Source organism: Luteimonas sp. 22616, assembly GCF_052044325.1.
Taxonomy (GTDB): domain Bacteria; phylum Pseudomonadota; class Gammaproteobacteria; order Xanthomonadales; family Xanthomonadaceae; genus Luteimonas.
Map to the genome: position 1 here is coordinate 291,458 of NZ_JBQEMW010000001.1, position 24,787 is coordinate 316,244.

36 protein-coding genes are annotated in these 24,787 nt (G+C 65.6%); 34 read left to right on the top strand and 2 right to left on the bottom strand.

Going from position 1 to position 24,787, the window contains the following annotated elements; translation table 11 throughout:
* Positions 1-45 precede the first annotated feature (45 nt).
* The 34 genes from rpsL (at position 46) to ACTJIL_RS01455 (ending at position 22,446) form a co-directional block, all read left to right on the top strand.
* The gene (rpsL, locus tag ACTJIL_RS01290) at positions 46-420 is read left to right on the top strand and encodes a 30S ribosomal protein S12 (RefSeq protein ID WP_027078974.1); all 375 of its coding nucleotides are present in this window, start codon (positions 46-48) and stop codon (positions 418-420) included.
* Between the two features lie 88 nt (positions 421-508).
* On the top strand, positions 509-976 hold the full coding sequence (rpsG, locus tag ACTJIL_RS01295; protein WP_027078973.1) for a 30S ribosomal protein S7: 468 nt from the start codon (positions 509-511) through the stop codon (positions 974-976).
* Between the two features lie 203 nt (positions 977-1,179).
* Positions 1,180-3,270: an elongation factor G gene (gene fusA / locus ACTJIL_RS01300; RefSeq protein ID WP_440753798.1), complete on the top strand. Its 2,091-nt coding sequence runs from the start codon at positions 1,180-1,182 to the stop codon at positions 3,268-3,270.
* 117 nt (positions 3,271-3,387) lie between these two features.
* On the top strand, positions 3,388-4,578 hold the full coding sequence (gene tuf, locus ACTJIL_RS01305) for an elongation factor Tu (protein ID WP_440753791.1): 1,191 nt from the start codon (positions 3,388-3,390) through the stop codon (positions 4,576-4,578).
* A 473-nt stretch (positions 4,579-5,051) separates the two neighbouring features.
* Entirely contained in the window at positions 5,052-5,363 is a 312-nt protein-coding gene (gene rpsJ, locus ACTJIL_RS01310) for a 30S ribosomal protein S10 (RefSeq protein ID WP_027080654.1), read from the top strand.
* An 11-nt stretch (positions 5,364-5,374) separates the two neighbouring features.
* Positions 5,375-6,028, top strand: a complete 654-nt coding sequence (gene rplC, locus ACTJIL_RS01315) for a 50S ribosomal protein L3 (protein ID WP_440753799.1) — start codon at positions 5,375-5,377, stop codon at positions 6,026-6,028.
* An 11-nt stretch (positions 6,029-6,039) separates the two neighbouring features.
* Positions 6,040-6,645, top strand: a complete 606-nt coding sequence (gene rplD / locus ACTJIL_RS01320; RefSeq protein WP_440753800.1) for a 50S ribosomal protein L4 — start codon at positions 6,040-6,042, stop codon at positions 6,643-6,645.
* Complete coding sequence (rplW, locus tag ACTJIL_RS01325) at positions 6,642-6,974, top strand: 50S ribosomal protein L23 (protein ID WP_440753801.1); 333 nt, start codon at positions 6,642-6,644, stop codon at positions 6,972-6,974. The genes rplD and rplW overlap by 4 nt, the downstream gene beginning before the upstream one ends.
* Positions 6,975-6,984: 10 nt before the next feature.
* Positions 6,985-7,812 carry a 50S ribosomal protein L2 gene (rplB, locus tag ACTJIL_RS01330; RefSeq protein WP_386713023.1) on the top strand — a complete coding sequence of 276 codons (828 nt, stop codon included), beginning with the start codon at positions 6,985-6,987 and terminating at the stop codon, positions 7,810-7,812.
* Between the two features lie 6 nt (positions 7,813-7,818).
* Positions 7,819-8,088, top strand: coding sequence for a 30S ribosomal protein S19 (gene rpsS / locus ACTJIL_RS01335; protein ID WP_027080649.1), 270 nt, complete (start codon positions 7,819-7,821; stop codon positions 8,086-8,088).
* Between the two features lie 10 nt (positions 8,089-8,098).
* Positions 8,099-8,434 carry a 50S ribosomal protein L22 gene (rplV, locus tag ACTJIL_RS01340; RefSeq protein WP_440753802.1) on the top strand — a complete coding sequence of 112 codons (336 nt, stop codon included), beginning with the start codon at positions 8,099-8,101 and terminating at the stop codon, positions 8,432-8,434.
* A 3-nt stretch (positions 8,435-8,437) separates the two neighbouring features.
* The gene (gene rpsC, locus ACTJIL_RS01345; RefSeq protein ID WP_440753803.1) at positions 8,438-9,169 is read left to right on the top strand and encodes a 30S ribosomal protein S3; all 732 of its coding nucleotides are present in this window, start codon (positions 8,438-8,440) and stop codon (positions 9,167-9,169) included.
* 2 nt (positions 9,170-9,171) lie between these two features.
* Positions 9,172-9,585 (top strand): 50S ribosomal protein L16, encoded by a 414-nt coding sequence (rplP, locus tag ACTJIL_RS01350; RefSeq protein ID WP_440753804.1) that lies wholly within the window; start codon positions 9,172-9,174, stop codon positions 9,583-9,585.
* Positions 9,585-9,770 (top strand): 50S ribosomal protein L29, encoded by a 186-nt coding sequence (gene rpmC / locus ACTJIL_RS01355; RefSeq protein ID WP_440753805.1) that lies wholly within the window; start codon positions 9,585-9,587, stop codon positions 9,768-9,770. Before rplP ends, rpmC begins: the two co-directional genes overlap by 1 nt.
* A gap of 11 nt (positions 9,771-9,781) precedes the next feature.
* On the top strand, positions 9,782-10,045 hold the full coding sequence (rpsQ, locus tag ACTJIL_RS01360; RefSeq protein ID WP_440753806.1) for a 30S ribosomal protein S17: 264 nt from the start codon (positions 9,782-9,784) through the stop codon (positions 10,043-10,045).
* A 14-nt stretch (positions 10,046-10,059) separates the two neighbouring features.
* The gene (rplN, locus tag ACTJIL_RS01365; RefSeq protein ID WP_027080643.1) at positions 10,060-10,428 is read left to right on the top strand and encodes a 50S ribosomal protein L14; all 369 of its coding nucleotides are present in this window, start codon (positions 10,060-10,062) and stop codon (positions 10,426-10,428) included.
* A 15-nt stretch (positions 10,429-10,443) separates the two neighbouring features.
* Complete coding sequence (gene rplX, locus ACTJIL_RS01370; RefSeq protein ID WP_440753807.1) at positions 10,444-10,758, top strand: 50S ribosomal protein L24; 315 nt, start codon at positions 10,444-10,446, stop codon at positions 10,756-10,758.
* 11 nt (positions 10,759-10,769) lie between these two features.
* Positions 10,770-11,309 carry a 50S ribosomal protein L5 gene (gene rplE / locus ACTJIL_RS01375; protein ID WP_440753808.1) on the top strand — a complete coding sequence of 180 codons (540 nt, stop codon included), beginning with the start codon at positions 10,770-10,772 and terminating at the stop codon, positions 11,307-11,309.
* A 15-nt stretch (positions 11,310-11,324) separates the two neighbouring features.
* Positions 11,325-11,630 carry a 30S ribosomal protein S14 gene (rpsN, locus tag ACTJIL_RS01380; protein ID WP_440753809.1) on the top strand — a complete coding sequence of 102 codons (306 nt, stop codon included), beginning with the start codon at positions 11,325-11,327 and terminating at the stop codon, positions 11,628-11,630.
* A gap of 85 nt (positions 11,631-11,715) precedes the next feature.
* Positions 11,716-12,111, top strand: a complete 396-nt coding sequence (gene rpsH, locus ACTJIL_RS01385) for a 30S ribosomal protein S8 (RefSeq protein ID WP_440753810.1) — start codon at positions 11,716-11,718, stop codon at positions 12,109-12,111.
* 13 nt (positions 12,112-12,124) lie between these two features.
* Positions 12,125-12,652 carry a 50S ribosomal protein L6 gene (rplF, locus tag ACTJIL_RS01390; RefSeq protein ID WP_440753811.1) on the top strand — a complete coding sequence of 176 codons (528 nt, stop codon included), beginning with the start codon at positions 12,125-12,127 and terminating at the stop codon, positions 12,650-12,652.
* 47 nt (positions 12,653-12,699) lie between these two features.
* Positions 12,700-13,053, top strand: a complete 354-nt coding sequence (rplR, locus tag ACTJIL_RS01395) for a 50S ribosomal protein L18 (RefSeq protein WP_440753812.1) — start codon at positions 12,700-12,702, stop codon at positions 13,051-13,053.
* A gap of 162 nt (positions 13,054-13,215) precedes the next feature.
* Positions 13,216-13,746 carry a 30S ribosomal protein S5 gene (rpsE, locus tag ACTJIL_RS01400; protein WP_036135949.1) on the top strand — a complete coding sequence of 177 codons (531 nt, stop codon included), beginning with the start codon at positions 13,216-13,218 and terminating at the stop codon, positions 13,744-13,746.
* Entirely contained in the window at positions 13,739-13,936 is a 198-nt protein-coding gene (rpmD, locus tag ACTJIL_RS01405; RefSeq protein WP_440753813.1) for a 50S ribosomal protein L30, read from the top strand. The genes rpsE and rpmD overlap by 8 nt, the downstream gene beginning before the upstream one ends.
* 3 nt (positions 13,937-13,939) lie before the next feature.
* Complete coding sequence (gene rplO, locus ACTJIL_RS01410) at positions 13,940-14,374, top strand: 50S ribosomal protein L15 (protein ID WP_440753814.1); 435 nt, start codon at positions 13,940-13,942, stop codon at positions 14,372-14,374.
* A 7-nt stretch (positions 14,375-14,381) separates the two neighbouring features.
* Positions 14,382-15,728, top strand: coding sequence for a preprotein translocase subunit SecY (secY, locus tag ACTJIL_RS01415; protein ID WP_440753815.1), 1,347 nt, complete (start codon positions 14,382-14,384; stop codon positions 15,726-15,728).
* Between the two features lie 445 nt (positions 15,729-16,173).
* The gene (rpsM, locus tag ACTJIL_RS01420; RefSeq protein ID WP_440753816.1) at positions 16,174-16,530 is read left to right on the top strand and encodes a 30S ribosomal protein S13; all 357 of its coding nucleotides are present in this window, start codon (positions 16,174-16,176) and stop codon (positions 16,528-16,530) included.
* Between the two features lie 12 nt (positions 16,531-16,542).
* On the top strand, positions 16,543-16,935 hold the full coding sequence (rpsK, locus tag ACTJIL_RS01425) for a 30S ribosomal protein S11 (protein WP_027080631.1): 393 nt from the start codon (positions 16,543-16,545) through the stop codon (positions 16,933-16,935).
* Between the two features lie 14 nt (positions 16,936-16,949).
* On the top strand, positions 16,950-17,582 hold the full coding sequence (gene rpsD, locus ACTJIL_RS01430; protein ID WP_440753817.1) for a 30S ribosomal protein S4: 633 nt from the start codon (positions 16,950-16,952) through the stop codon (positions 17,580-17,582).
* 80 nt (positions 17,583-17,662) lie between these two features.
* Complete coding sequence (locus ACTJIL_RS01435) at positions 17,663-18,661, top strand: DNA-directed RNA polymerase subunit alpha (RefSeq protein WP_440753818.1); 999 nt, start codon at positions 17,663-17,665, stop codon at positions 18,659-18,661.
* Between the two features lie 26 nt (positions 18,662-18,687).
* On the top strand, positions 18,688-19,059 hold the full coding sequence (gene rplQ / locus ACTJIL_RS01440) for a 50S ribosomal protein L17 (protein ID WP_440753819.1): 372 nt from the start codon (positions 18,688-18,690) through the stop codon (positions 19,057-19,059).
* Positions 19,060-19,181: 122 nt separating this feature from the next.
* Positions 19,182-19,688, top strand: a complete 507-nt coding sequence (locus ACTJIL_RS01445) for a disulfide bond formation protein B (RefSeq protein WP_440753820.1) — start codon at positions 19,182-19,184, stop codon at positions 19,686-19,688.
* Between the two features lie 84 nt (positions 19,689-19,772).
* Entirely contained in the window at positions 19,773-21,170 is a 1,398-nt protein-coding gene (locus ACTJIL_RS01450; protein WP_440753821.1) for a class II 3-deoxy-7-phosphoheptulonate synthase, read from the top strand.
* A 199-nt stretch (positions 21,171-21,369) separates the two neighbouring features.
* Positions 21,370-22,446: a WD40/YVTN/BNR-like repeat-containing protein gene (locus tag ACTJIL_RS01455; protein WP_440753822.1), complete on the top strand. Its 1,077-nt coding sequence runs from the start codon at positions 21,370-21,372 to the stop codon at positions 22,444-22,446.
* On the opposite strand, the gene ACTJIL_RS01460 is transcribed toward ACTJIL_RS01455, so the two are convergent.
* Together ACTJIL_RS01460 and ACTJIL_RS01465 are read right to left on the bottom strand one after the other, a co-directional pair.
* Positions 22,447-24,102 carry an amidase gene (locus tag ACTJIL_RS01460; RefSeq protein ID WP_440753823.1) on the bottom strand — a complete coding sequence of 552 codons (1,656 nt, stop codon included), beginning with the start codon at positions 24,100-24,102 and terminating at the stop codon, positions 22,447-22,449.
* 152 nt (positions 24,103-24,254) lie between these two features.
* The gene (locus ACTJIL_RS01465) at positions 24,255-24,758 is read right to left on the bottom strand and encodes a DUF2127 domain-containing protein (protein WP_440753824.1); all 504 of its coding nucleotides are present in this window, start codon (positions 24,756-24,758) and stop codon (positions 24,255-24,257) included.
* Positions 24,759-24,787: the final 29 nt, after the last annotated feature.

The window sequence follows — 24,787 nt, forward strand, 5'->3', positions numbered from 1 at the left end:
TCGTTTTCACGACAGGGCTCCGGCCCGTACACAGACCCGAGACCGATGGCAACGATCAACCAGCTGGTGCGCAAGGCGCGCAATCCCGAGACCTACAAAAGCAATTCGCCCGCGCTGGTGAACTGCCCGCAGCGTCGCGGGGTTTGTACCCGCGTCTACACCACCACCCCGAAAAAGCCGAACTCGGCCCTGCGTAAGGTGGCCAAGGTGCGCCTGACCAACGGTTACGAGGTGATCTCGTACATCGGCGGCGAAGGCCACAACCTGCAGGAGCACTCGGTGGTGCTGATCCGTGGCGGTCGCGTCAAGGACCTGCCGGGCGTGCGCTACCACACCGTGCGCGGCTCGCTCGACGCCGCCGGCGTGACCAAGCGTCGCAAGAGTCGCTCCAAGTACGGCGCCAAGCGTCCGAAGAGCTGATCAGCCCGGGCATCCAGGCCCGGAAAGGCAGGGCGGCCATCCATGGCCGCACTTTCAACCAAAAGCATTGAGATAGGCGAACACAGCTATGTCGCGTAAAGGAAACACTCCGCAGCGTTCGGTGCTGCCCGACCCGAAGCATGGCAGCGAGACGATCGCGCGCTTCATCAACATGGTCATGTACAGCGGCAAGAAGTCGGTGGCCGAGAAGATCGTCTACGGCGCCATGGACGTGATCGGCGAGAAGAACCCGAACCCGCTTGAAGTCGTCGAGAAGGCGCTGGGCAACATCTCGCCGTCGGTCGAGGTGAAGTCCCGCCGCGTCGGCGGCGCCACCTACCAGGTGCCGGTCGAAGTGCGCCAGTCGCGCCGCATGGCGCTGGCCATGCGCTGGCTGATCGATTCCGCCCGCAAGCGTGGCGAGAACAGCATGCCGCGCAAGCTGGCCGCCGAGCTGATCGATGCCTCCGAGAACCGTGGCGGCGCGATCAAGAAGCGCGAAGAAACCCACCGCATGGCGGAAGCGAACAAGGCGTTCGCGCACTACCGCTGGTGAGATAGCTGAAAAGCGGCGCACGGACGTGTGCCGCGGGGCGCCGGAGACGGCGCCCGCTCCCGGCGTCCGCTGCGCATCGCGCGCGGATACCGACCCGCGACCCGGTACCGCTCCAGGTCGCACGACGATTCCGGAAGCCGCCGCGAGGCGGCGTCCGGCCATTTCCGGCCCTGGTTCACCGGGCAAACATTACGAGAATCGCCGTGGCTCGCACCACTCCCATCGAACGCTACCGCAACTTCGGCATCATGGCCCACATCGATGCCGGCAAGACCACCACGTCCGAGCGCATCCTGTTCTACACCGGCGTCAGCCACAAGATCGGTGAAGTGCACGACGGCGCCGCCACCATGGACTGGATGGAGCAGGAGCAGGAGCGTGGCATCACCATCACGTCCGCCGCGACCACCGCGTTCTGGACCGGCATGGACAAGTCGATGCCGCAGCACCGCTTCAACATCATCGACACCCCCGGGCACGTCGACTTCACGATCGAAGTCGAGCGGTCGCTGCGCGTACTCGACGGCGCGGTGTTCGTGCTGTGCGCGGTCGGCGGCGTGCAGCCGCAGTCCGAGACCGTGTGGCGCCAGGCCAACAAGTACAAAGTGCCGCGCATGGCGTTCGTCAACAAGATGGACCGCACCGGCGCCAACTTCGACAAGGTCGTCGAGCAGTTGCGCTCGCGCCTGGGCGCGTACGCCGTCCCGATGCAGGTGCCGGTGGGTGCCGAGGACGGTTTCGACGGCGTCATCGACTTGGTCAAGATGAAGCGTATCCACTGGGATACCGCGTCCCAGGGCACCGTGTTCGAATACGGCGAAATCCCGGCCGAGCTGCTCGAGAAGGCCACCGCGGCGCGTTCGTTCATGGTCGAGGCCGCGGCCGAAGCCAACGAAGCGCTGATGGACAAGTATCTGGAAGGCGGCGAGCTGACCGAGGACGAAATCCTTGCCGGCCTGCGCGAGCGCACCCTGAAGGTCGAGATCGTGCCGGTCTTCTGCGGCACCGCGTTCAAGAACAAGGGCGTGCAGGCCATGCTCGACGGCGTGGTCCACCTGCTGCCGTCGCCGACCGACCGTCCGCCGGTGCAGGGCATCGACGATGACGAGAAGGAAGACAGCCGCAAGGCCCTGGATACCGAGCCGTTCTCCGCGCTCGCGTTCAAGATCATGACCGACCCGTTCGTGGGTTCGCTGACGTTCTTCCGCGTCTACTCGGGCGTGCTTAACTCCGGCGACCAGGTCTACAACCCGGTCAAGTCGAAGAAGGAGCGCGTGGGCCGCATCCTGCAGATGCACTCCAACGATCGCAACGAGATCAAGGAAGTGCGCGCCGGCGACATCGCTGCGGCCGTGGGCCTGAAGGACGTGACCACGGGCGACACGCTGTGCGCCCAGGACCACATCATCACCCTCGAGCGCATGGTGTTCCCGGAGCCCGTCATCTCGATGGCGGTCGAGCCGAAGACCAAGTCCGACCAGGAGAAGATGGGCATCGCGCTCGGGCGCCTGGCGCAGGAAGATCCGTCGTTCCGCGTGCGGACCGACGAGGAATCCGGCCAGACCATCATCGCCGGCATGGGCGAGCTGCACCTGGACATCCTCGTCGACCGCATGAAGCGCGAATTCAACGTCGAGGCCAACGTCGGCAAGCCGCAGGTTGCCTACCGCGAGACCATCCGCAAGACGGTCAAGGCTGAAGGCAAGTTCGTGCGCCAGTCGGGCGGCAAGGGCCAGTTTGGCCATGTCTGGCTGGAAATCTCGCCGAACGAGCAGGGCAAGGGTTACGAGTTCGAGAATGCGATCGTCGGTGGCGTGGTGCCGAAGGAATACATCCCGGCCGTCGACAAGGGCATCCAGGAAGCCGTCGCCAACGGCATTCTTGCGGGCTATCCGATCGTCGACGTCAAGGTCAAGCTGTACGACGGTTCGTACCATGAGGTCGACTCGTCCGAAATGGCGTTCAAGATCGCCGGTTCGATGGGCTTCAAGGAAGGCTTCCACAAGGCCAGCCCGGTTCTGCTCGAGCCGATCATGAAGGTCGAGATCGTCTCGCCCGAGGATTATCTTGGCGACGTGATGGGCGACGTCAGCCGTCGCCGCGGCATCCTGCAGGGCCAGGACGACAGCCCGTCGGGCAAGATCATCAATGCGATGCTGCCGCTGGGCGAGATGTTCGGCTATGCGACGAGCTTGCGCTCGATGTCGCAGGGTCGCGCCACGTTCACGATGGAGTTCGACCATTACGCGGAAGCGCCGGCGAACATCGCCGAGACGGTCACCAAGAAGGGGTGATTTCCGATCCGGGATTCGTGATTGAAGGTCATGAATCCCGTTTCCAGCGAATCACCAAGCGATTCACAGCAGCCGCAGGCTGGTAACCACCAATTACGAATCACGGAGTTCAAACCAATGGCCAAGGGTAAGTTCGAGCGCACCAAGCCCCACGTGAACGTGGGCACGATCGGTCACGTGGACCACGGGAAGACGACGCTGACGGCGGCGCTGACGAAGATCGGCGCGGAACGTTTTGGCGGCGAATTCAAGGCCTACGACCAGATCGACATGGCGCCGGAAGAGAAGGCGCGCGGGATCACGATTTCGACCTCGCACGTGGAGTACGAGAGCCCGAACCGCCATTACGCGCACGTCGACTGCCCGGGTCACGCGGACTACGTGAAGAACATGATCACCGGTGCGGCGCAGATGGACGGCGCGATCCTGGTGTGCTCGGCCGCGGACGGCCCGATGCCGCAGACGCGCGAGCACATCCTGCTGGCCCGCCAGGTGGGCGTGCCGTACATCGTGGTCTACCTGAACAAGGCGGACATGGTGGACGACGCCGAGCTGATGGAGCTGGTGGAGATGGAAGTCCGCGAGCTGCTGAGCAAGTACGAGTTCCCGGGCGACGACACCCCGATCATCAAGGGTTCGGCGCTCAAGGCGCTGGAAGGCGACCAGTCGGAGATCGGCGTGCCGTCGATCCTGCAGCTGGTGGACGCGCTGGACACCTGGATTCCGGAGCCGGAGCGCGACATCGACAAGCCGTTCCTGATGCCGGTGGAAGACGTGTTCTCGATCTCGGGCCGCGGCACGGTGGTGACCGGTCGCATCGAGCGCGGGATCATCAAGGTGGGCGACGAAATCGAGATCGTGGGCATCCGGGCGACCCAGAAGACCACGGTCACGGGCGTGGAGATGTTCCGCAAGCTGCTGGACCAGGGCCAGGCGGGTGACAACGCGGGCCTGCTGCTGCGCGGCACCAAGCGTGACGACGTGGAGCGTGGCCAGGTGCTGGCCAAGCCCGGTTCGATCACCCCGCACACGGAGTTCGAGGCCGAGGTGTACGTGCTGTCGAAGGACGAGGGCGGCCGTCATACGCCGTTCTTCAAGGGTTACCGCCCGCAGTTCTACTTCCGGACCACGGACATCACCGGTGCCGTCACCCTGCCCGAGGGCGTGGAGATGGTGATGCCGGGCGACAACGTGAAGATGGTGGTGGCGCTGATCAACCCGGTGGCGATGGACGACGGCCTGCGGTTCGCGATCCGCGAAGGCGGCCGCACGGTCGGCGCCGGCGTGGTGGCCAAGATCATCAAGTGACGATCTGGCCCGTGCGCGCCAAGGCGCGCACGGGTTTGTCAGATCGTCATCCCCGAGTGCTCTAGTCGGGGATCCAGCCTTACCCGGCGGGGCGAGCCAACCCCGCAAAAATGATCGAAAACGGGCTTGCAATGGTTTTGGGCAGCCCGCTATAATGTTCGACTACTTCACGGATCGCCCGCATGGCAATTCGCGAAGACCGCGAAATGAGGCGCAGGACGCGCTTCGTTTTCGCCAGACAGGGAAATGTCGCGTGGCAGTGCTCCACCCGCCCCGAAGTTCTTCGGAGCACATAGGGAGGAGCCAGCCGTCGCGTCTGCGATTCTCAAGTCTGGCGGACCGGGTGACCGGTCCGTTCTTGCGTTCAGGATACTGCCGAAGTGGGGGATTTGTTTCGGCAAGTCATTGTTTCCACGGGGTTTTGCGCATCCAGCCGCGAAGCCTGTCGCTCTTTCAATGAAGGAATCTCCGTCATGGCGGACCAAAAGATCCGGATCCGGCTCAAGGCGTTCGATCATCGTCTGATCGATCGTTCGGCCAGCGAGATCGTCGAAACGGCCAAGCGGACCGGCGCCCAGGTATGTGGCCCGATCCCGTTGCCGACCAAAATCGAGCGTTACACCATCCTGACGTCGCCGCACGTCGACAAGGATGCGCGTGACCAGTACGAAACCCGCACGCACAAGCGCGTGCTCGACATCATCGACCCCAACGACAAGACCGTGGACGCGCTGATGAAGCTCGAGCTCGCGGCTGGCGTCGACGTCCAGATCAAGCTGACCTGAGGGCCACGACCATGACCGCGAAGAAATATTCGTTGGGCATCGTCGGCCGCAAGGCCGGCATGAGCCGCATCTTCACCGAAGACGGCGCGTCCGTTCCGGTGACGCTGATCGAGGCGACCCCGAACCGCATCACCCAGGTGAAGACCCCCGAGACCGACGGCTACAGCGCCGTGCAGGTTGCCGTTGGCGTCAAGCGCGCCGCGCTGGTCAACAAGCCCGAGGCGGGCCACCTGGCCAAGGCCAAGGTCGAAGCCGGCCGTGGCCTGTGGGAGCTGCGCGTGGCCGACGACAAGATCGGCGACTTCAGCGTCGGCGGCGAGATCAAGGCCGACATCTTCGAAGTCGGCCAGATCGTCGACGTCGAGGGCGTGACCAAGGGCAAGGGTTTCCAGGGCACGATCAAGCGCTGGAACTTCAAGATGGGCGACGCGACGCACGGCAACTCGCTGTCGCACCGCTCGCCGGGTTCGATCGGCCAGCGCCAGACGCCGGGCCGCGTGTTCCCGGGCAAGAAGATGTCCGGCCACATGGGTGCCGTGCGCCAGAGCACGCAGCGCCTCGAAGTGGTCCGGGTCGACGCCGAGCGCGGCCTGATCGCGATCAAGGGCGCCGTGCCTGGCGCGCCGGGCGGCGACGTCATCGTCCGTCCGTCGAGCAAGGCATAAGGAGAACGACGATGGAACTTGCCATCAGAAATAGCAACGAGAAGCTGTCGGTTTCCGACGCCGTGTTCGGTCGCGAGTTCAGCGAGGACCTGGTCCATCAGGTCGTCGTTGCCTACCGCAACGCGGGCCGTGCCGGTACCAAGGCGCAGAAGACGCGCTCGGAAGTCAGCGGCACCACCAAGAAGTCGAAGAAGCAGAAGGGCGGCGGTGCGCGTCATGGCGCGCTGACGGCCCCGATCTTCGTCGGCGGCGGCGTGACGTTCGCGGCCAAGCCGCGCAGCTTCGCGCAGAAGGTCAACCGCAAGATGTATCGCGCCGCGATCTCCGCGATCCTGTCGGAGCTCAACCGCCAGGGCCGCCTGACGATCGTCGACGGTTTCGACATCGACGCGTCCAAGACCAAGGGTCTGGTGTCGAAGCTGAAGGACTACGACCTCGGCCGCCGGCCGCTGATCGTGACCGAAGAGGCTTCCGAGCACCTGTACCTGTCCGCGCGCAACCTGCCGTACGTCGAAGTCCGCGACGTGCAGGGCCTGGACCCGGTGGCGCTGGTCAGCGCCGACAGCGTCCTGGTCACCAGTGACGCGGTGAAGAAGATCGAGGAGTGGCTGGCATGAACAAGCCCGATAGCGCCCTGACGAACGTCGTGTCGGCCGCCAGGCTCTACAGCGTGATCCGTGCCCCGCGCGTGTCCGAGAAGACCGCGCGCCTGCAGGAAGTTTCCAACCAGTACGCGTTCGAAGTCGCGAAGACCGCGACCAAAGCCGAGATCAAGTCGGCCGTCGAACAACTTTTCAGCGTCAAGGTCGAAGCGGTCAACGTGGTGAACGTGAAGGGCAAGAACAAGGCCTTCCGCAATCGCCAGGGCAGCCGCGGCGACTGGCGCAAGGCGTACGTGACGCTGGCCAACGGCCAGTCGATCGACGTGATGACGGCCAAGGCCTGAGGACGGACCGATGCCATTGATGACTTTCAAGCCTACTTCTCCCGGCCGCCGCTCCGCGGTGCGCGTGGTCACGCCTGACCTGCACAAGGGCGCGCCCCATGCGCCGTTGCTCGAAAAGCAGAGCAACAGCGGCGGTCGCAACCACCACGGCCGGATCACCACCCGCCACATCGGCGGTGGCCACAAGCAGCATTACCGCATCATCGACTTCAAGCGCGACAAGGAAGGCATTCCGGCGCGCGTGGAGCGGATCGAATACGATCCCAACCGCACCGCGCACATCGCGCTGCTGTGCTACGTCGATGGTGAGCGCCGCTACATCATCGCGCCCAAGGGCCTGAAGGCTGGCGACCAGGTGATCGCGGGCAACGATGCGCCGATCAAGACCGGCAACACCCTGCCACTGCGCAACATTCCGGTTGGCTCGACCGTGCACTGCATCGAGATGAAGCCTGGCAAGGGCGCGCAGATCGCACGTGCCGCCGGCGCCGGTGTGCAGCTGGTCGCCCGTGAAGGCGTCTACGCGACGCTGCGCCTGCGTTCGGGCGAGATGCGCCGCGTTCCGTCCGAGTGCCGCGCGACCATCGGCGAAGTCGGCAACGTCGAGCACAACCTCGAGAAGCTGGGCAAGGCCGGCGCCAGCCGCTGGCGCGGGATCAAGCCGACCGTCCGCGGCGCGGCGATGAACCCGGTCGACCATCCGCACGGCGGTGGCGAGGCCAAGGCCGGCCAGGGCAACCCGCATCCGGTCACCCCGTGGGGCGTGCCGACCAAGGGTTACAAGACCCGACACAACAAGCGGACGCAGCAGTTCATCGTGCGCGATCGCAGGAGCTAATCGACCATGGCACGTTCACTCAAGAAAGGTCCGTTCGTCGACCACCACCTGGTCAAGAAGGTGGAAGCGGCGGGCAACACCAAGCGTCCGATCAAGACCTGGTCGCGTCGTTCGATGATCCTGCCGGAAATGGTGGGTTACACCATCGCCGTGCACAACGGCAAGAACCACGTTCCGGTGCTGGTCAACGAGAACATGGTTGGCCACAAGCTCGGCGAATTTGCGTTGACGCGGACCTTCAAGGGTCACGGCGGCGACAAGAAGTCGGGGAAGTAAGGACATGACGATGGAAGCGACAGCAATCCTCCGCAGCGCGCGCATCTCGCCGCAGAAGGCCCGACTGGTGGCAGACCAGGTGCGCGGCCTCTCTGCAGAGCGCGCCGTCAACCTGCTGAAGTTCTCGGACAAGAAAGCCGCCCACCTGATCAAGAAGGTGGTGGAGTCGGCGATCGCCAATGCTGAGAACAACCAGGGCGCCGACGTCGACGAGCTGAAGGTCAAGACCATCATGGTCGACGAAGGCCCGACGCTGAAGCGTTTCATGGCGCGCGCCAAGGGTCGCGGCACCCGCATCCTCAAGCGCACCAGCCACATCACCGTCGTCGTCGGCGAGGGGAAGTAACTCATGGGTCATAAAGTTCATCCGACCGGTATCCGCCTTGGCATTTCCAAGGACTGGAACTCGAAGTGGTATGCCGGCAAGAAGGAATACGCCGGTTATCTCGCCGCCGACCTGAAGGTCCGCGAGATGCTGCGCAAGAAGCTGGCGGCCGCCGGCATCAGCCGCATCATGATCGAGCGTCCGGCCAAGACCGCCCGCGTCACGATCCACACCGCCCGCCCGGGCGTGGTGATCGGCAAGCGTGGCGAGGACATCGAGAAGCTGCGCAAGGAAGTGTCCGACTTGATGGGCGTCCCGGCGCACATCAACGTCACCGAGGTCCGCAAGCCGGAGCTCGACGCGCAGCTGGTCGCCGAGTCGATCGCGCAGCAGCTCGAGCGCCGCATCATGTTCCGCCGCGCGATGAAGCGCGCCGTCGGCAACGCGATGCGCCTGGGCGCTCTGGGCATCAAGGTCAACGTCGCCGGCCGCCTCAACGGCGCCGAGATCGCGCGTTCGGAGTGGTACCGCGAAGGTCGCGTACCGCTGCACACGCTGCGTGCGGACGTCGACTACGGTTTCGCCGAGGCCAAGACCACCTACGGCATCATCGGCATCAAGACCTGGGTCTACAAGGGCGAGATCTTCGATTTCTCCCAGGTTGGCCAGGAGAAGCAGGACGACACGCCGCGAGGCGATCGCGGTGACCGCGAGCGTCCGCGTGGGCCGCGTCGTGAACGCGAGGCGAGGGACTGATCATGTTGCAACCCAAGCGAACCAAGTACCGCAAGATGCACAAGGGCCGCAATGACGGCCTGGCATGGAACGGCAACCTCGTCAGCTTTGGCGAGTTCGGCCTGAAGGCCACCCAGACCGGCCAGCTGACCTCGCGCCAGATCGAGGCCGCGCGCCGTTCGATCAGCCGCTATGTCAAACGCGGCGGCAAGATGTGGATCCGCGTGTTCCCCGACAAGCCGATCACCAAGAAGCCGATCGAAGTCCGAATGGGCTCGGGCAAGGGCGCCGTGGAATTCTGGGTCGCGCAGATCCAGCCCGGCCGCATGATCTACGAGATCGAGGGCGTCGACGAGGCAACCGCGCGCGAGGCATTCCGCCTGGCCGCAGCCAAGCTCTCGGTCACCACCACTTTCGTGACCCGGACGGTGCGCTGATGGAACTCAAACAACTCCGCGAGAAGTCGGCCGACGACCTCAAGGCCCATTTGCTCGAGCTGCACAAGGAGCAGTTCTCCCTGCGCATGCAGAAGGCCACCGGCCAGCTCGCCAAGACCCACGACGTGCGTCGCGTGCGTCGCGAGATCGCCCGCGTCAACACGCTGCTCGGCACGAAGCAGTAAGGACCATGACCATGGACAACATTGATAAAAAGCAGCGCACGGTCGAAGGCCGCGTGGTCAGCAACAAGATGGACAAGACGGTGACGGTGCTCGTCGAGCGCCAGGTCAAGCACGCGCTGTACGGCAAGTACATCCGCCGCTCGACCAAGCTCCACGCCCACGATGCCGACAATGCCTGCAACGAAGGCGACGTCGTCCGGGTGACGGAGATCGCACCGATGTCGAAGACCAAGAACTGGCGCGTCGTCGAGATCGTCTCGCGCGCGGCCGAATAAGAGGAGGCTGAACCATGATCCAGATGCAAAGCCACCTCGACGTGGCCGACAACTCCGGCGCCAAGGAAGTGATGTGCATCAAGGTGCTCGGCGGCTCCAAGCGCCGTTACGCCGGCATTGGCGACATCATCAAGGTGTCGATCAAGGATGCGATCCCGCGCGGCAAGGTCAAGAAGGGCGAGGTCTACGACGCCGTCGTGGTGCGCACCCGCAAGGGCGTCCGCCGCGCCGATGGCTCGCTGATTCGTTTCGACGGCAATGCCGCGGTGTTGCTCAACAACAAGCACGAGCCGATCGGCACGCGCATCTTCGGGCCCGTGACCCGTGAACTGCGTTCCGAGAAGTTCATGAAGATCGTCTCGCTCGCGCCTGAAGTGCTCTGAGCGGAGGAAACAGACATGAACCGTATCAAGAAGGGTGACCGCGTGATCGTCACCGCCGGCAAGGACAAGGGCAAGCAGGGCGACGTGGTGCGCGTCATCGGCGACAAGGTCGTCGTGTCGAACATCAACATCATCAAGCGCCACACCAAGCCGAACCCGCAGATCAACCAGCCGGGTGGCGTGATCGAGCGCGAAGCGCCGATCCATGTATCCAACGTGATGCTGTTCAACCCTGCCTCCGGCAAGGGCGAGCGCATCGGTACCAAGGTCCTCGAGGATGGACGCCGCCTGCGCGTGTTCCGCTCGAGTGGTGAGGCGATCGACGCCTAAGGAATGTTGAAATGAACACCCGTCTGGAAAAATTCTACAAGGAAGAAGTGGTGCCGAAGCTCATGGAGAAGTTCGGCTACACCAATCCGATGCAGGTGCCGAGGCTGTCCAAGATCACGCTCAACATGGGCGTGGGCGAAGCCGCGACCAACAAGAAGATCCTCGAGAACGCGGTTGCCGACATGGCGAAGATCTCGGGCCAGAAGCCGATCGTGACCAAGTCGCGAGTCTCGGTGGCCTCGTTCAAGATCCGCGACGGCTGGCCGATCGGCTGCAAGGTGACCCTGCGCCGCTCGAAGATGTACGAGTTCCTGGATCGCCTGGTCAACGTGTCGCTGCCGCGCGTGCGCGACTTCCGTGGCGTCTCGGGCCGTTCGTTCGACGGCCGCGGCAACTTCAACATGGGCGTGAAGGAACAGATCATCTTCCCGGAGATCGACTTCGACCAGGTCGACGCGCTCCGCGGCATGGACATCGCCATCACTACCACGGCGAAGACCAACGACGAGGCCCGGGCGCTGCTCGAAGCCTTCCGCTTCCCGTTCCGCTGATCCGAGGATAGAACCATGGCAAAGACATCAATGGTGAACCGCGAGACCAAGCGGGCCAAGCTGGCGAAGAAGTTCGCCGCCAAGCGTGACGCGCTGAAGAAGATCATCAGCGACCAGGCGACCGGCTACGACGAGAAGATGGAAGCGGTGGTCAAGCTGCAGAAGCTGCCGCGCGACTCCTCGCCTGCGCGCCAGACCACGCGTTGCGCCCTGACCGGCCGTCCGCGCGCGGTGTACAGCAAGTTCGGCCTGGGCCGCAACAAGCTGCGCGAAGCCACCATGCGCGGCGACGTGCCTGGCCTGCGCAAGGCGTCCTGGTAAGCAACCACAACCGCTCCGTCGTCCGGCGGAGCTCCACGAAGACATTCGCGAAAGCGGATATCGGTGTACTCAAAGGTAATCATCAATGAGCATGACTGATCCCATCGCCGACATGCTGACCCGCATCAGGAATGCGGCGGCGGTTGGCAAGCCGACGGTGAAGATGCCGTCGTCCAAGACCAAGGTGGCCATCGCCAAGGTCCTGCAGGACGAAGGCTACATCGGCGGTTCGCGCGTGACCGAGAACGGCGCCAAGGCCGAGCTCGAGATCGAGCTGAAGTATTACGAAGGCCGCCCGGTGATCGAGCGCCTGCAGCGCGTTTCGCGCTCGGGCCTGCGCCAGTACCGCGGCAAGGACGCGCTGCCGAAAGTCCTCAACGGACTGGGCGTCGCGATCATCTCCACCTCCAAGGGCATCATGACTGATGCGCAGGCGCGCCAGCAGGGCGTCGGCGGTGAAGTCCTGTGCTTCGTGGCCTAAGGGAGTAACGAACATGTCCCGAGTAGCCAAGAAGCCGATCGCCCTGCCGAAGGGTGTCGAACTCAACGTCCAGGCCGAGAGCGTCAGCGTCAAGGGCCCCAAGGGCACGCTGTCGATCGCCAAGTCCCCCGACATCGACGTCAAGATCGACAATGGCCAGGTGCAGCTGTCGACCGGCGATTCCGAGAAGGTCGCCATCACCGGCACCTTGCGCGCGATCATCGCCAACATGGTGCACGGCGTCTCCGAAGGCTTCGAGCGCAAGCTCGAGCTGGTCGGCGTCGGTTACCGCGCCGCGATGCAGGGCAAGGACCTGAGCCTGTCGCTGGGCTTTTCGCACCCGGTGCTGTTCAAGACCCCGGACGGCATCACCATCAGCACCCCGACCCAGACCGAGGTCGTGGTCGCCGGTGCCGACAAGCAGAGCGTCGGCGAGGTTGCGGCCAAGATCCGCGGCTTCCGTCCGCCGGAGCCGTACAAGGGCAAGGGCGTGAAGTACGCCGGCGAGAACATCATTCGTAAGGAAGCCAAGAAGGCCTGATCCCGTAGGGGATCCCAGGGTTTTCAGCTTTCGCCAGGAGCAAGAAGATGGACAAGAAAATCGCACGCCTGCGTCGCGCCAAGTCGACCCGCGCGCACATCCGCGAACTCGGCGTGCCGCGCCTGTCGGTGCTGCGCACCGGCCAGCACGTCTATGCGCAGCTGTTCAACGCCGACGGCTCGAAGGTGCTCGCCGCGGCCAGCACCACGCAGGCCGACATCCGCGATGGGCTGAAGGGCAGCAAGAACATCGAGGCCGCCGCCAAGGTGGGCCGCGCCATCGCCGAGAAGGCCCGGGCCGCGGGCGTCGAGAAGGTCGCTTTCGACCGTTCCGGCTACCGTTACCACGGCCGCATCAAGGCGCTGGCCGATGCCGCGCGCGAAGGCGGCCTGCAGTTCTGATGCTTGAATGCATGGGGCGTTGTCCCCATGCACGGTTGTCCCTGCCGGCGCGGGTTGCGCCGGGCGGCGCGGCGGGTTCCCGCCACGACCGAATCGCCCGATCCATATCCCAACAATAAGCGGCAGCAGCCGTAATCAACTCTTCAAAGACAGGAAACGACAATGGCAAACGAACGCGATTCACGCGGGCGCAACAACCGCGAGGAAATCGACGACGGGATGATCGAGAAGCTCATCGCCGTCAACCGCGTCTCCAAGACCGTCAAGGGCGGTCGGCAGTTCACCTTCACCGCGCTGACGGTGGTCGGTGACGGCAACGGCAAGGTCGGCTTCGGCTACGGCAAGGCGCGCGAAGTGCCGGTCGCGATCCAGAAGTCGATGGAATATGCACGCAAGGGCATGTCCAACGTCGAGCTGAACAACGGCACCCTGTGGCACGCGGTCAAGTCGGGCCACGGCGCGGCGCATGTGTACATGCAGCCGGCGTCCGAGGGTACCGGCGTGATCGCCGGTGGCGCGATGCGCGCCGTGCTGGAAGCCGTCGGTGTCAAGGACGTGCTGGCCAAGGCGACCGGTTCGCGCAATCCGATCAACCTGGTGCGCGCCACGCTCAAGGGCCTGACCGAAATGCACTCGCCGGCCCGCATCGCGGCCAAGCGCGGCAAGAAGGTGGAGGATCTGCAGCATGGCTAAGAACGAAAACAATGGCGGCACCGTGAAGGTGCGCCTGGTCAAGGGCCTGCGCGGCTCGCAGGCAAAGCATCGCCTGTCGGTCAAGGCGCTGGGCTTGAACAAGTTGAACGATGTCCGGGAACTCAAGGACAGTCCGCAGGTCCGTGGTCTGATCAACAAGGTCCACTACCTCGTCCGTGTGGAGGAATAAGACATGCGCATGAATACACTTTCGCCCGCAGACGGCGCCCGCCAGGAGCGCAAGCGCGTCGGCCGTGGCATCGGTTCGGGCTTGGGCAAGACCGCGGGCCGCGGCCACAAGGGTTCGTTCGCGCGCTCGGGCAAGGGCAAGATCAAGGCCGGTTTCGAAGGCGGCCAGATGCCGATGCACATGCGCCTGCCGAAGGTCGGCTTCCGCTCCAAGCTGAAGAACGACACCGCCCAGGTCATGCTGTACCAGCTCGACAAGCTCGAGGGCGATATCGACTTCGCCGCGCTGCGCGCCGCCAAGCTGGTCCCGGCGAAGGCCAAGCAGGCCAAGATCGTGAAGAAGGGCGAGGTTTCGAAGAAGCTCGTGCTCAAGGGTCTGCTGGCCACGGCCGGTGCCCGCGCGGCGATCATCGCTGCCGGCGGCAAGTTCGAGGAGTAAGCGACGCATGGCACGAAGCGGCAACGCGGTGGGCGGGCTCGGCAAGTTCACGGAACTGCGCCAGCGACTGCTGTTCGTGCTCGGCGCGCTGCTGGTCTATCGCGTCGGTTCCTTCATTCCTGTCCCGGGTGTCAACCCGCAGGCGATGCTGGCGCTGATGGAGCAGCAGAAGGGCACCATCGTGGACATGTTCAACATGTTCTCCGGTGGTGCGCTGTCGCGCTTCAGCCTGTTCGCGCTGAACGTGATCCCGTACATCTCGGCCTCGATCGTGATCCAGCTGCTGGTGCAGATCATGCCCAGCCTGAAGGCGATCCAGAAGGAAGGCGAGTCCGGCCGCCGGCGCATCACCCAGTGGTCCCGCATCGGCGCGATCCCGCTGGCGATCTTCCAGGCTGCCGGCATCGCGACGGCGTTGCAGGGTGGCGGCGCCACCGGCGGCATCCAGGCCGTCTACAGCCCGGGCATCGGCTTCATCATGACCGCGGTGGTGGCACTGACCGCGGGCACGATGTTCCTGATGTGGGTGGGCGAGCAGGTGACCGAGCGCGGCGTCGGCAACGGTGTGTCGCTGATCATCTTCGCCGGCATCGTCGCCGGGCTGCCGGGCGCGGTCCTGACCACGCTGGAAGCCTTCAGCAACGGCGACATGAGCGCCATCACACTGATCCTGATCGTGCTGGTGGTGTTCGCATTCACCTTCTTCGTGGTGTTCGTCGAAAGCGGCCAGCGCCGGATCACGGTGAACTACGCCCGTCGCCAGGGTGGTCGCGGCGCCTACATGAACCAGAGTTCGTTCCTGCCGCTCAAGCTCAACATGTCCGGCGTGATCCCGGCGATCTTCGCCTCGTCGATCATCATGTTCCCGGCCACGGTCACGACCTGGTTCGGCGGACAGGGCGCCGGTGGCTTCCAGCTGACGCTGCAGAAGGTCAGCCAGGCGCTGTCGCCGGGCGAGCCGCTGTACCTGATCCTGTTCGCGGCCCTGATCACCGGCTTCACCTTCTTCTACACCGCGCTGGTCTTCAACTCGCAGGAAACCGCCGACAACCTCAAGAAGTCGGGCGCGCTGATTCCGGGCATCCGTCCCGGCAAGGCGACGGCGGACTACGTGGACTCGGTGCTGACGCGGCTGACCGCCGCCGGCGCGGCCTACATGGTGCTGGTCTGCCTGTTGCCGGAGTTCATGCGCAAGGACCTGGGCGCCTCGTTCTACTTCGGCGGCACCTCGCTGCTGATCGTGGTGGTGGTGGTGATGGACTTCATCTCGCAGATCCAGGCCCACCTGATGTCGCACCAGTACGAGAGCCTGCTGAAGAAGGCCAACCTCAAGGGCGGGGCCCGGGCGCGCTAGTCCGGGCAGCCTCCCGGTCATCCGGGACCATCCGCCGCAGACGGGCGGGCGGTGAGACAATACGAAGGTCCACCCACGGAGCGGGCGGATGGCAAGAAACCGGCCCACCAGGGCCGCGCCAGGACGGCGGTGACACCCCTCCCGAGAGGAGGGCTGATGGGCAACCCGGGCGGCGGTCTCGCGCACGGGTGGGCCGGTGCCGGTCCCCGCGCTTGAGTGGCGAGGGGCGGGCGGGGCGTCGGATCCACGACGTCGCGTCCAGCGCGGGTCCGTTGCCGGAGCATGGGCACACTCCCCATGCCGGAAAGGGGCATTGGCCGGTTCATTGGCCGAATGCAGGCAGGATGCCGGACCCCCTTCCTAGCAACCCGAGACCCTGTTAGAATTTCGTGTTCACTCCGCCGGATTTCCCTGTCCGGCCGCCAAACAGTTGGAGATCTCGCGCATGGCGCGTATTGCAGGTGTCAACCTGCCTGCCCAGAAGCATGTCTGGGTCGGGCTGCAGAGCATCTACGGCATTGGCCGTACCCGTTCGAAGAAGCTTTGCGAATCGGCCGGCGTCAGCTCGTCGACCAAGATCCGCGACCTGTCCGAGCCGGAAGTGGAGCGCCTGCGCGCCGAAGTCGGCAAGTACGTGGTCGAGGGCGACCTCCGCCGCGAGATCGGCATGGCCATCAAGCGTTTGATGGACCTGGCCTGCTACCGCGGCCTGCGCCACCGCCGCGGCTTGCCGCTGCGCGGCCAGCGCACCCGGACCAATGCCCGCACCCGCAAGGGTCCGCGCAAGGCCATCAGGAAGTAAAGGAAACAGACCATGGCCAAGCCAGCAGCTGCCAAACCGAAGAAGAAGATCAAGCGCGTCATTACCGACGGTATCGCGCACGTCCACGCTTCGTTCAACAACACCATCGTCACCATCACCGACCGCCAGGGCAACGCGTTGTCGTGGGCGACTTCGGGCGGCGCGGGTTTCCGCGGTTCGCGCAAGTCGACCCCGTTCGCAGCCCAGGTCGCCGCAGAGAAGGCCGGCAAGGCCGCGCTCGACTACGGCGTGAAGTCGCTGGAAGTGCGTATCAAGGGTCCGGGTCCGGGCCGCGAGTCGGCCGTACGTTCGCTCAACAACGTCGGCTACAAGATCACCAACATCATCGACGTTACGCCAATCCCGCACAACGGGTGCCGTCCGCCGAAAAAGCGTCGCGTCTGAGGAGCTGAGAAGAGATGGCTCGTTATATCGGTCCCACCTGTAAGCTCGCCCGTCGCGAAGGCGCCGACCTGTCGCTCAAGAGCCCGACGCGTGCGTTGGACTCCAAGTGCAAGCTGGAACAGAAACCCGGCCAGCACGGCGCGACCAACACCCGTCGCGGCAAGCTGTCCGACTACGCCACCCAGCTGCGCGAGAAGCAGAAGGTCAAGCGCATCTACGGCCTGCTGGAACGCCAGTTCCGCAACTACTACAAGAAGGCCTCGACCAAGAAGGGCAACACCGGCGAGAACCTGCTGCAGTTGCTCGAGACCCGCCTGGACAACGTCGTCTACCGCATGGGCTTCGCGGTGACCCGCCCGGCCGCGCGCCAGCTGGTGTCGCATCGCGGCATCACGGTCAACGGCAAGCCGGTCAACCTGCCTTCGTACCAGGTCAAGGCCGGCGACGCGATCGCCCTGTCGGAGAAGGCGCAGAAGCAGCTCCGCGTGCAGGAAGCGCTGACCGTCTCCTCGACGATGGACCTGTCCCCGTCGTGGGTCGAGGTCGACTCGAAGAAGTTCAGCGGCGTGTTCAAGGCGGTCCCGGACCGCGGCGACCTGCCTGCCGACATCAATGAAGCGCTGATCGTCGAGTTGTATTCGAAGTAAGCAAGCGCCCGCTTCAGCATTCCCGAAGCATTTGCATGGCATCGCCGACCCCACCGACGAGCCCCAGGAGACACCAGAACATGACGGCTAACGCCAACCAGGTCTTGCGCCCGCGTGGTCCCCAGATCGAACGCCTCGCCGGCAACCGCGCGAAGGTCGTGATCGAGCCACTGGAGCGCGGCTACGGCCACACCCTCGGCAACGCGCTGCGCCGCGTGCTGCTGTCGTCGATCCCCGGCTTCGCGATCACCGAAGTCGAGATCGACGGCGTGCTGCACGAGTACAGCACGATCGAGGGACTGCAGGAGGACGTGCTCGAAGTCCTGCTCAACCTCAAGGATGTCGCCATCCGCATGGGCACCGGCGAGAGCTCCACGCTCACGCTCGCAAAGTCCGGCCCCGGCGTCGTCACCGCTGCCGACATCAAGACCGACCACAACGTCGAGATCCTCAACGGCGAGCACGTGATCTGCCACCTGACCAAGGATGCGTCGATCAACATGCGCCTGAAGATCGAGCGCGGCTTCGGCTACCAGTCGGCCGCCTCGCGCCGCCGCCCGGACGAGGAAACCCGTGCGATCGGCCGCCTGATGCTGGACGCCTCGTTCTCGCCGGTCCGCCGCGTGGCCTATGAAGTCGAAGCGGCGCGCGTCGAACAGCGCACCGACCTCGACAAGCTGGTCATCGACATCGAGACCAACGGCACGATCGACGCCGAGGAAGCCGTGCGCACCGCCGCCGACATCCTCACCGACCAGCTGAGCGTCTTCGGTGACTTCACCCACCGCGACCGCAGCGCGCCGAAGGCCACGCCGACCGGCGTCGACCCGATCCTGCTGCGCCCGATCGACGATCTCGAGCTGACCGTGCGTTCGGCCAACTGCCTCAAGGCCGAGAGCATCTACTACATCGGCGACCTGATCCAGAAGACCGAAGTCGAGCTGCTCAAGACCCCGAACCTCGGCAAGAAGTCGCTCACCGAGATCAAGGAAGTGCTCGCCCAGCGTGGCCTCTCGCTCGGCATGAAGCTCGAAAACTGGCCGCCGGCCGGCGTCTCCGCCCACGGCATGCTCGGCTAAGCCAAGAATCAACAGGAACCAAGACCATGCGCCACCAGAAATCCGGACGCAAATTCAACCGCACCAGCGCGCACCGTGATGCGATGTTCACCAACATGGCCGCTTCGCTGTTCAAGCACGGGCTGATCAAGACCACGCTGCCGAAGGCGAAGGAACTGCGTCGCGTCGCCGAGCCGCTGATCACGATGTCGAAGACCGATGGCGTCGCCAATCGTCGCCTGGCGTTTTCGCGCCTGCGCGACAAGGAAGCGGTCGGCAAGCTGTTCGTCGAGCTTGGCCCGCGCTACCAGGCCCGCCCGGGTGGCTACCTGCGGATCCTCAAGTGCGGCTTCCGCGACGGCGACAACGCACCGATGGCCTACGTCGAACTCGTCGACCGGCCGCAGGCCGCCGAGTAAGCCGACGGGACCACCCGCGTACCACCAGAAGCCCCGGTCTGCGCACCGGGGTTTTTGCTATCGTGGCGCCGCCGCGGCGGGCGACCACCGCAATCGATCCGAAGAACAAAGGCGACCCGCCCGTGACCCTCAATCCTTCCCGCTGGTCCTTCCGCAACCAGTGCTTCGCCGGTTTTGCCGCGTGCGTGGCGCTGGTGGGGTTTGCGATTTTCTCGCAGTTCCAGTGGGGGCTGGCACCGTGCCCGCTGTGCATCTTCCAGCGCATCGCCTTCGCGGCGCTGGCGCTGGTGTTGCTGGTGGCGGGGCTGCACGCGCCGCGAGGCGCTGGCGGAAGGCGGGTGTATGGCGTGCTTGCGCTGGTCCCGGTGCTTGTCGGCATCGCCATTGCCACGCGCCACGTCTGGCTGACCCATTTGCCGGCCGACCAGGTGCCGGCCTGCGGCCCGCCGCTGTCGTTCATGATGGAAGCCAACCCGCTGACCGACGTGATCCGCCAGGTCCTGACCGGTTCCGGCGAGTGCGCAAAGGTCGACTGGACCTTCCTGGGCCTGTCGATGCCGGCCTGGAGCCTGCTCTGGTTCGTGCTGCTCGGGCTGCTGGTGCTGTCGGCTGCATTCCGGCGTCGCTGAACCCGGTGAACGCGACGGGTTGCAGCGCGCCCGCTTCGGGCAGATGATGGGTTTTCGCTGCGACGCAACATAAGCTGCCCGACGATGGCCCACTCCGACCGATCCGCCCTTCATTCCGTCAGCCTGCCCGAGGACTGGACGCCGTCGAGCTGGCGCTCGCGTCCGGCGCTGCAGTTGCCCACCTATCCCGATCCCGACGTGCTGGCCGGCGTGCAGGAGGAACTGCGCGCGTTGCCGCCGCTGGTGACCTCGTGGGAGATCACTGCGCTGAAGCAACAGCTGGCCGATGCGCAGGAGGGCAGGCGCTTCCTGCTGCAGGGCGGCGACTGCGCGGAGAATTTCTCGGACTGCAACTCCGATGTCATTTCCAACCGGCTCAAGGTGCTGCTGCAGATGAGCCTGGTGCTGGTGCATGGGCTGCGCCTGCCGGTGGTGCGCGTCGGCCGGTTCGCCGGCCAGTACGCCAAGCCGCGCTCGGCCGACACCGAGACCCGCGACGGCGTCACCCTGCCGAGCTACCGCGGCGACATCGTCAATTCCCCCGGATTCACAGCGCAGGCGCGCACGCCGGATCCGCGACGCATGGTCAAGGCGCATGCGCGCTCGGCGATGACGATGAATTTCGTGCGCTCGCTGATCGATGGCGGTTTCGCCGACTTGCACCATCCCGAGTACTGGGATCTGCGCTGGGTGGGGCATTCGCCGCTGGCCGACGAATACCACCGCATGGTATCCGGCATCGGCGATGCGGTGCGCTTCATGGAGACGCTGTCCGGGACTTCGGTGAACAACCTTAACCGGGTGGATTTCTTCACCTCGCACGAGGCCCTGCTGCTGCCCTACGAGGAAGCGCAGACCCGGCAGGTGCCGCGCCAGTGGGGCTGGTTCGACCTCAGCACGCACTTCCCGTGGATCGGCATGCGCACCGCGGCGATCGGCGGCGCGCACGTGGAGTACTTCCGCGGCATCCGCAACCCGGTGGCGGTGAAGATCGGCCCGTCGGTGACGCCCGACCAGTTGCTGGCGCTGGTCGACGTGCTCAATCCCGACGACGAACCCGGCCGCCTGAGCCTGATCCACCGGATGGGCGCGGCGCACGTGGCTGCCAAGTTGCCGCCGCTGCTCGATGCGCTCAAGCGCGATGGCCGCCGCGTGCTGTGGATCTGCGACCCGATGCACGGCAACACGGAATCGACCAGCAACGGCTACAAGACCCGGCGTTTTTGCAACATCCGCAGCGAGATCGAACAGTCGTTCGACATCCATGCCGCGGCGGGCACGCGCCTGGGCGGCGTGCACCTGGAACTGACCGGCGAGGACGTCACCGAATGCACCGGCGGCGCGCGCGACCTGAGCGACCGCGACCTCGAACGCGCCTATCGTTCCAGCGTCGATCCGCGCCTGAACTACGAGCAGGCGCTGGAAACTGCGATGCTGATCGTGCGCAAGCAGGCGCAGCTGGCGGCACCGGCTTCGGCCTGACGCCTTGACCCCCTGGGATCGCGGGTAGTCAGCCGCGTCGCGGGTGACAGAGGCTTGCTCCTGATCCTGCTTTCTCGGGCAACGGCAAGAGCAGATTTCTCGTCGGCCGTTGGCCGATTTGTTCCCTTTCCACAGTTGGCCACGGCGCAGAGCGCCGTGCCGGGGTGCTAGGCTCGGCGCGGTCCACACGGAGCGCGCCATGTTCCCGATGCGCATCTTCATAGCCGGCCTGCTGTTGTTCGCGGCGGCCGGCGCATGCGCCGAAGTGCGCATCATGCCGCAGCACAGCGGCGTCGAAGTCCGGTTGCGCGGCATCTCCGCGGTCGATGGCGCCATCGCCTGGGCCAGTGGCGCGAAGGGCACGGTGTTGCGCACGCTGGATGGCGGCAAGCATTGGCAGCGCGTCGCGGTGCCGGATGCGGACGAACTGGATTTTCGCGACATCGAGGCCTTCGATGCCGATACCGCGGTGGTCCTGGCGATCGGCCCGGGCCAGGCCTCGCGCGTATACCGCACCGCGGATGGCGGCAAGACCTGGCGACTCGCGCTGCAGAACCGCGACCCGCGCGCGTTCTTCGATTGCATGGTGTTCGAGGGCGAGCGGGGGTGGATGCTCGGTGATCCGGTCGAGTCGCGGTTCCAGGTGCATGCCATCGACAACGGCGGTCGCAGCTGGAAGTTGCTGCCCGATGGTCCGCTTGCCGCCGACGGCGAGGCGGCATTCGCGGCAAGCGGCACCTGCATTGCGCGGGTGGGAGCGATGCTGGTCGTGGCAACGGGCGGCACGCAATCGCGGATCCATTTTCGCCACGACGGCGCGGCGGAGTGGAAGCAGGTCGCGAGCGGGTTCGAGGCAGGCGTCGAGTCGAAGGGCGTGTTCTCGATGACGCCCGTTGCGCGGTCCGGGGACTTCATCGCCGTGGGCGGGGACTTCCGCGCAGAGGGAACGCTCGCCGACGCGGCAAGGTTCGTGGCGGCCGATGCACTGGTCCTTGGGCATGAAATCCGGGATGGCCGCGTCGTGCCGGAACCCTTGGTCGATGCCGGATTTGACGCGACGCCGTTGCCGGCAACACCCGGTTATCGTTCCGGCGTCGCATGCGCGGCGACCGCAACGACGTGCATCGCGGTCGGCCCGTCGGGTGTCGATGCGTGGGAGGGCGTCGAGTGGAAACCGGTCCCGGCCGCCGGTTACGACGCCATCGACATCACCGGCAACATCGGTTGGGCCAGTGGCGACGATGGTCGCATCGCCCGCATCGAGATCGACGACTGATTACCGCTTCGTTACCGTTGCCCCTGGCGTGACGCTCGGCAGGAACCGCGGTGGCTTGCGCGCCCTGGTCGCCTGCTCGAACGAATAGGCCAGCTCCACCAGCCGTGGCTCGCTCCACGCCGGCCCCATGAACACGATGCCCACGGGCAGGCCGTGGCTGTCGCCCATCGGCACGGTGATGCTGGGTGTGCCGGCGGTGGCGGCCGCGCCGTAGCCGGCGCCGGTGAAGTGGTCGCCGTTGATCGGATCGATCAGCCACGCGGGCGACGTGGCCGGTGCGGCCAGCGCATCGAGGTGCGCCGCCGCGAGTGCGGCATCGATGCCCTCCGGACCGGCGAGGCGGCGCGCCTTCGTGCGCGCGGCGATGTATGCCGGTTCGCTGAGTGGCCCCTTGGCCTGGGCCTGTTCGAAGATGTCCTGGCCGAAGTACGGCATTTCCTGCGCCGCGTGGCGCTGGTTGAACTCGATCAATCCGGCCAGCGTCCGGATCGGTGCATCGCTCTTGCGCAGGTATGACTCGAGGTCGGCCTTGAGCTCGTACTTGAGCACTTCGAACTCGGCATCGTTCCATTGCCCCAGTGTCGGGATCTCCGCGTCGACCACGGTTGCGCCGGCAGCTTCGATCGCCTGGATCGCGCGCGCCATGGCGGCATCGACATCGGGCTGGTAGCCCATCAGCCCGCGCACCACGCCGATGCGCGCGCCCTGCAGGCCATCGGCTTTCAGGTGCGGCGAGTAGTCGACGGTTGCGTGGCCGGCGCTTGCCCGGGTGGCGGCATCGGCGTCGTCCCTGCCGGAAATCGCGGCCAGCAGCGCCGCGGCGTCGGCGACGCTGCGCGCCATCGGGCCGGCGGTGTCCTGGCTGTGCGAGATCGGGATGATGCCGTCGCGGCTCACCAGTCCCACCGTCGGCTTGATCCCGACCAGTGCGGCGACCGCGGACGGGCAGATGATGCTGCCATCGGTCTCGGTACCGATCCCGACGACGGCGAGATTGGCCGCGATCGCGGTGCCGGTGCCGGCGCTCGAGCCGCAGGGGCTGCGGTCGAGCGCGTAGGGGTTGCGGGTCTGGCCGCCGCGCGCGCTCCAGCCGGAGGTCGAGCGCGAGGAGCGGATGTTGGCCCACTCGCTGAGGTTGGTCTTGCCGAGGATCACCGCGCCGGCCTCGCGCAGGCGGCGCACGAGGAAGGCATCCGTCTTCGGGCGGTGTTCGGCGAGGGCGAGCGAACCGGCCGAGTTCACCATCGGTGTTGCGTCGATGTTGTCCTTCAACAGCACAGGGATGCCGTGCAGGGCGCCGCGCACCTTGCCGGCCTTGCGTTCGGCGTCGCGGGCATCGGCTTCCTCGAGCGCGCGCGGATTGAGTTCGATCACCGCGTTGAGCATCGGCCCGGCGTCGTCGATGGCGGCGATCCGTTCCAGGTAGGCCTGGGTCAACGCATGGCTGCTCAGCCCGCCACCGGCCATGCGCGCTTGCAGGTCGGCGATGCTGGCTTCTTCGAAGGCGAAGGAGCCGGGTGCGCCGGTGTCGTTCGAAGCGGTGGACGGGTCGGATGCATTGGAGGGCGACGCGGGTGTGGTTGCCGGCGGTTGCCGGCCGCAGGCGGCGAGCAGCGTGCAGGCCAGCAGCAGCGCGAAGATCGGTTGGTGCGGCATGGTCGTGCTTCCCGCGGTGGCAGGCGTGCAGCATCGCGCGGCACGACGGTGCGGGCAAGGAACGGGTCGGGACGATCGCTGCTGCGGTGGTGGCGCTGGTGTCGTATCGGAAAGCGAGCTTTAGAAGGCCCCTGATGCGCGTGCCCGGAAAATCAGAGCCGTCGCCTGAGCAGGTCGCGCCCCAGCACCCAGACCACCACGAGATTGATTGCCACCACCGCCAGCGCGATCCAGCCCGGATGCACGACCAGCGCATAGACGTCGAACGGCAGGTAGACCGCCGCAGTCACGCAGCCCAGCCATGAGGCCCATGATTTCGCCCGCCACAATCCCCAGGCTTCGAGCAGGTGCAACGCGCCGTAGAAGAACACCGCGGCCGCGGCCAGGTGCACGGAACCGGGGCCAATCGCATTGGCCAGCCAGGCCATCGCCCCGTGATCGGGATCGAGCTGGAAGCGGGCGATCAGCAATTGCACGAAATGCTGCAGCGGCGCCGGGCCGAGCAGCTCCAGCCCGCTGGCCGCGAGTACCGCCAGCGCGCCCTTGGCGGCTTCGACGAGGGCGATGACGTGCAGCCCCGGATGCGCGTGCGGATCCGGGTTGTAGTGCGGATGCGGATGCTCCGCGTGCAGGCCGGCGGCGTCACCGGGACGCATGAGGCATGCAGGCTGGCCGCTTCTGCCGA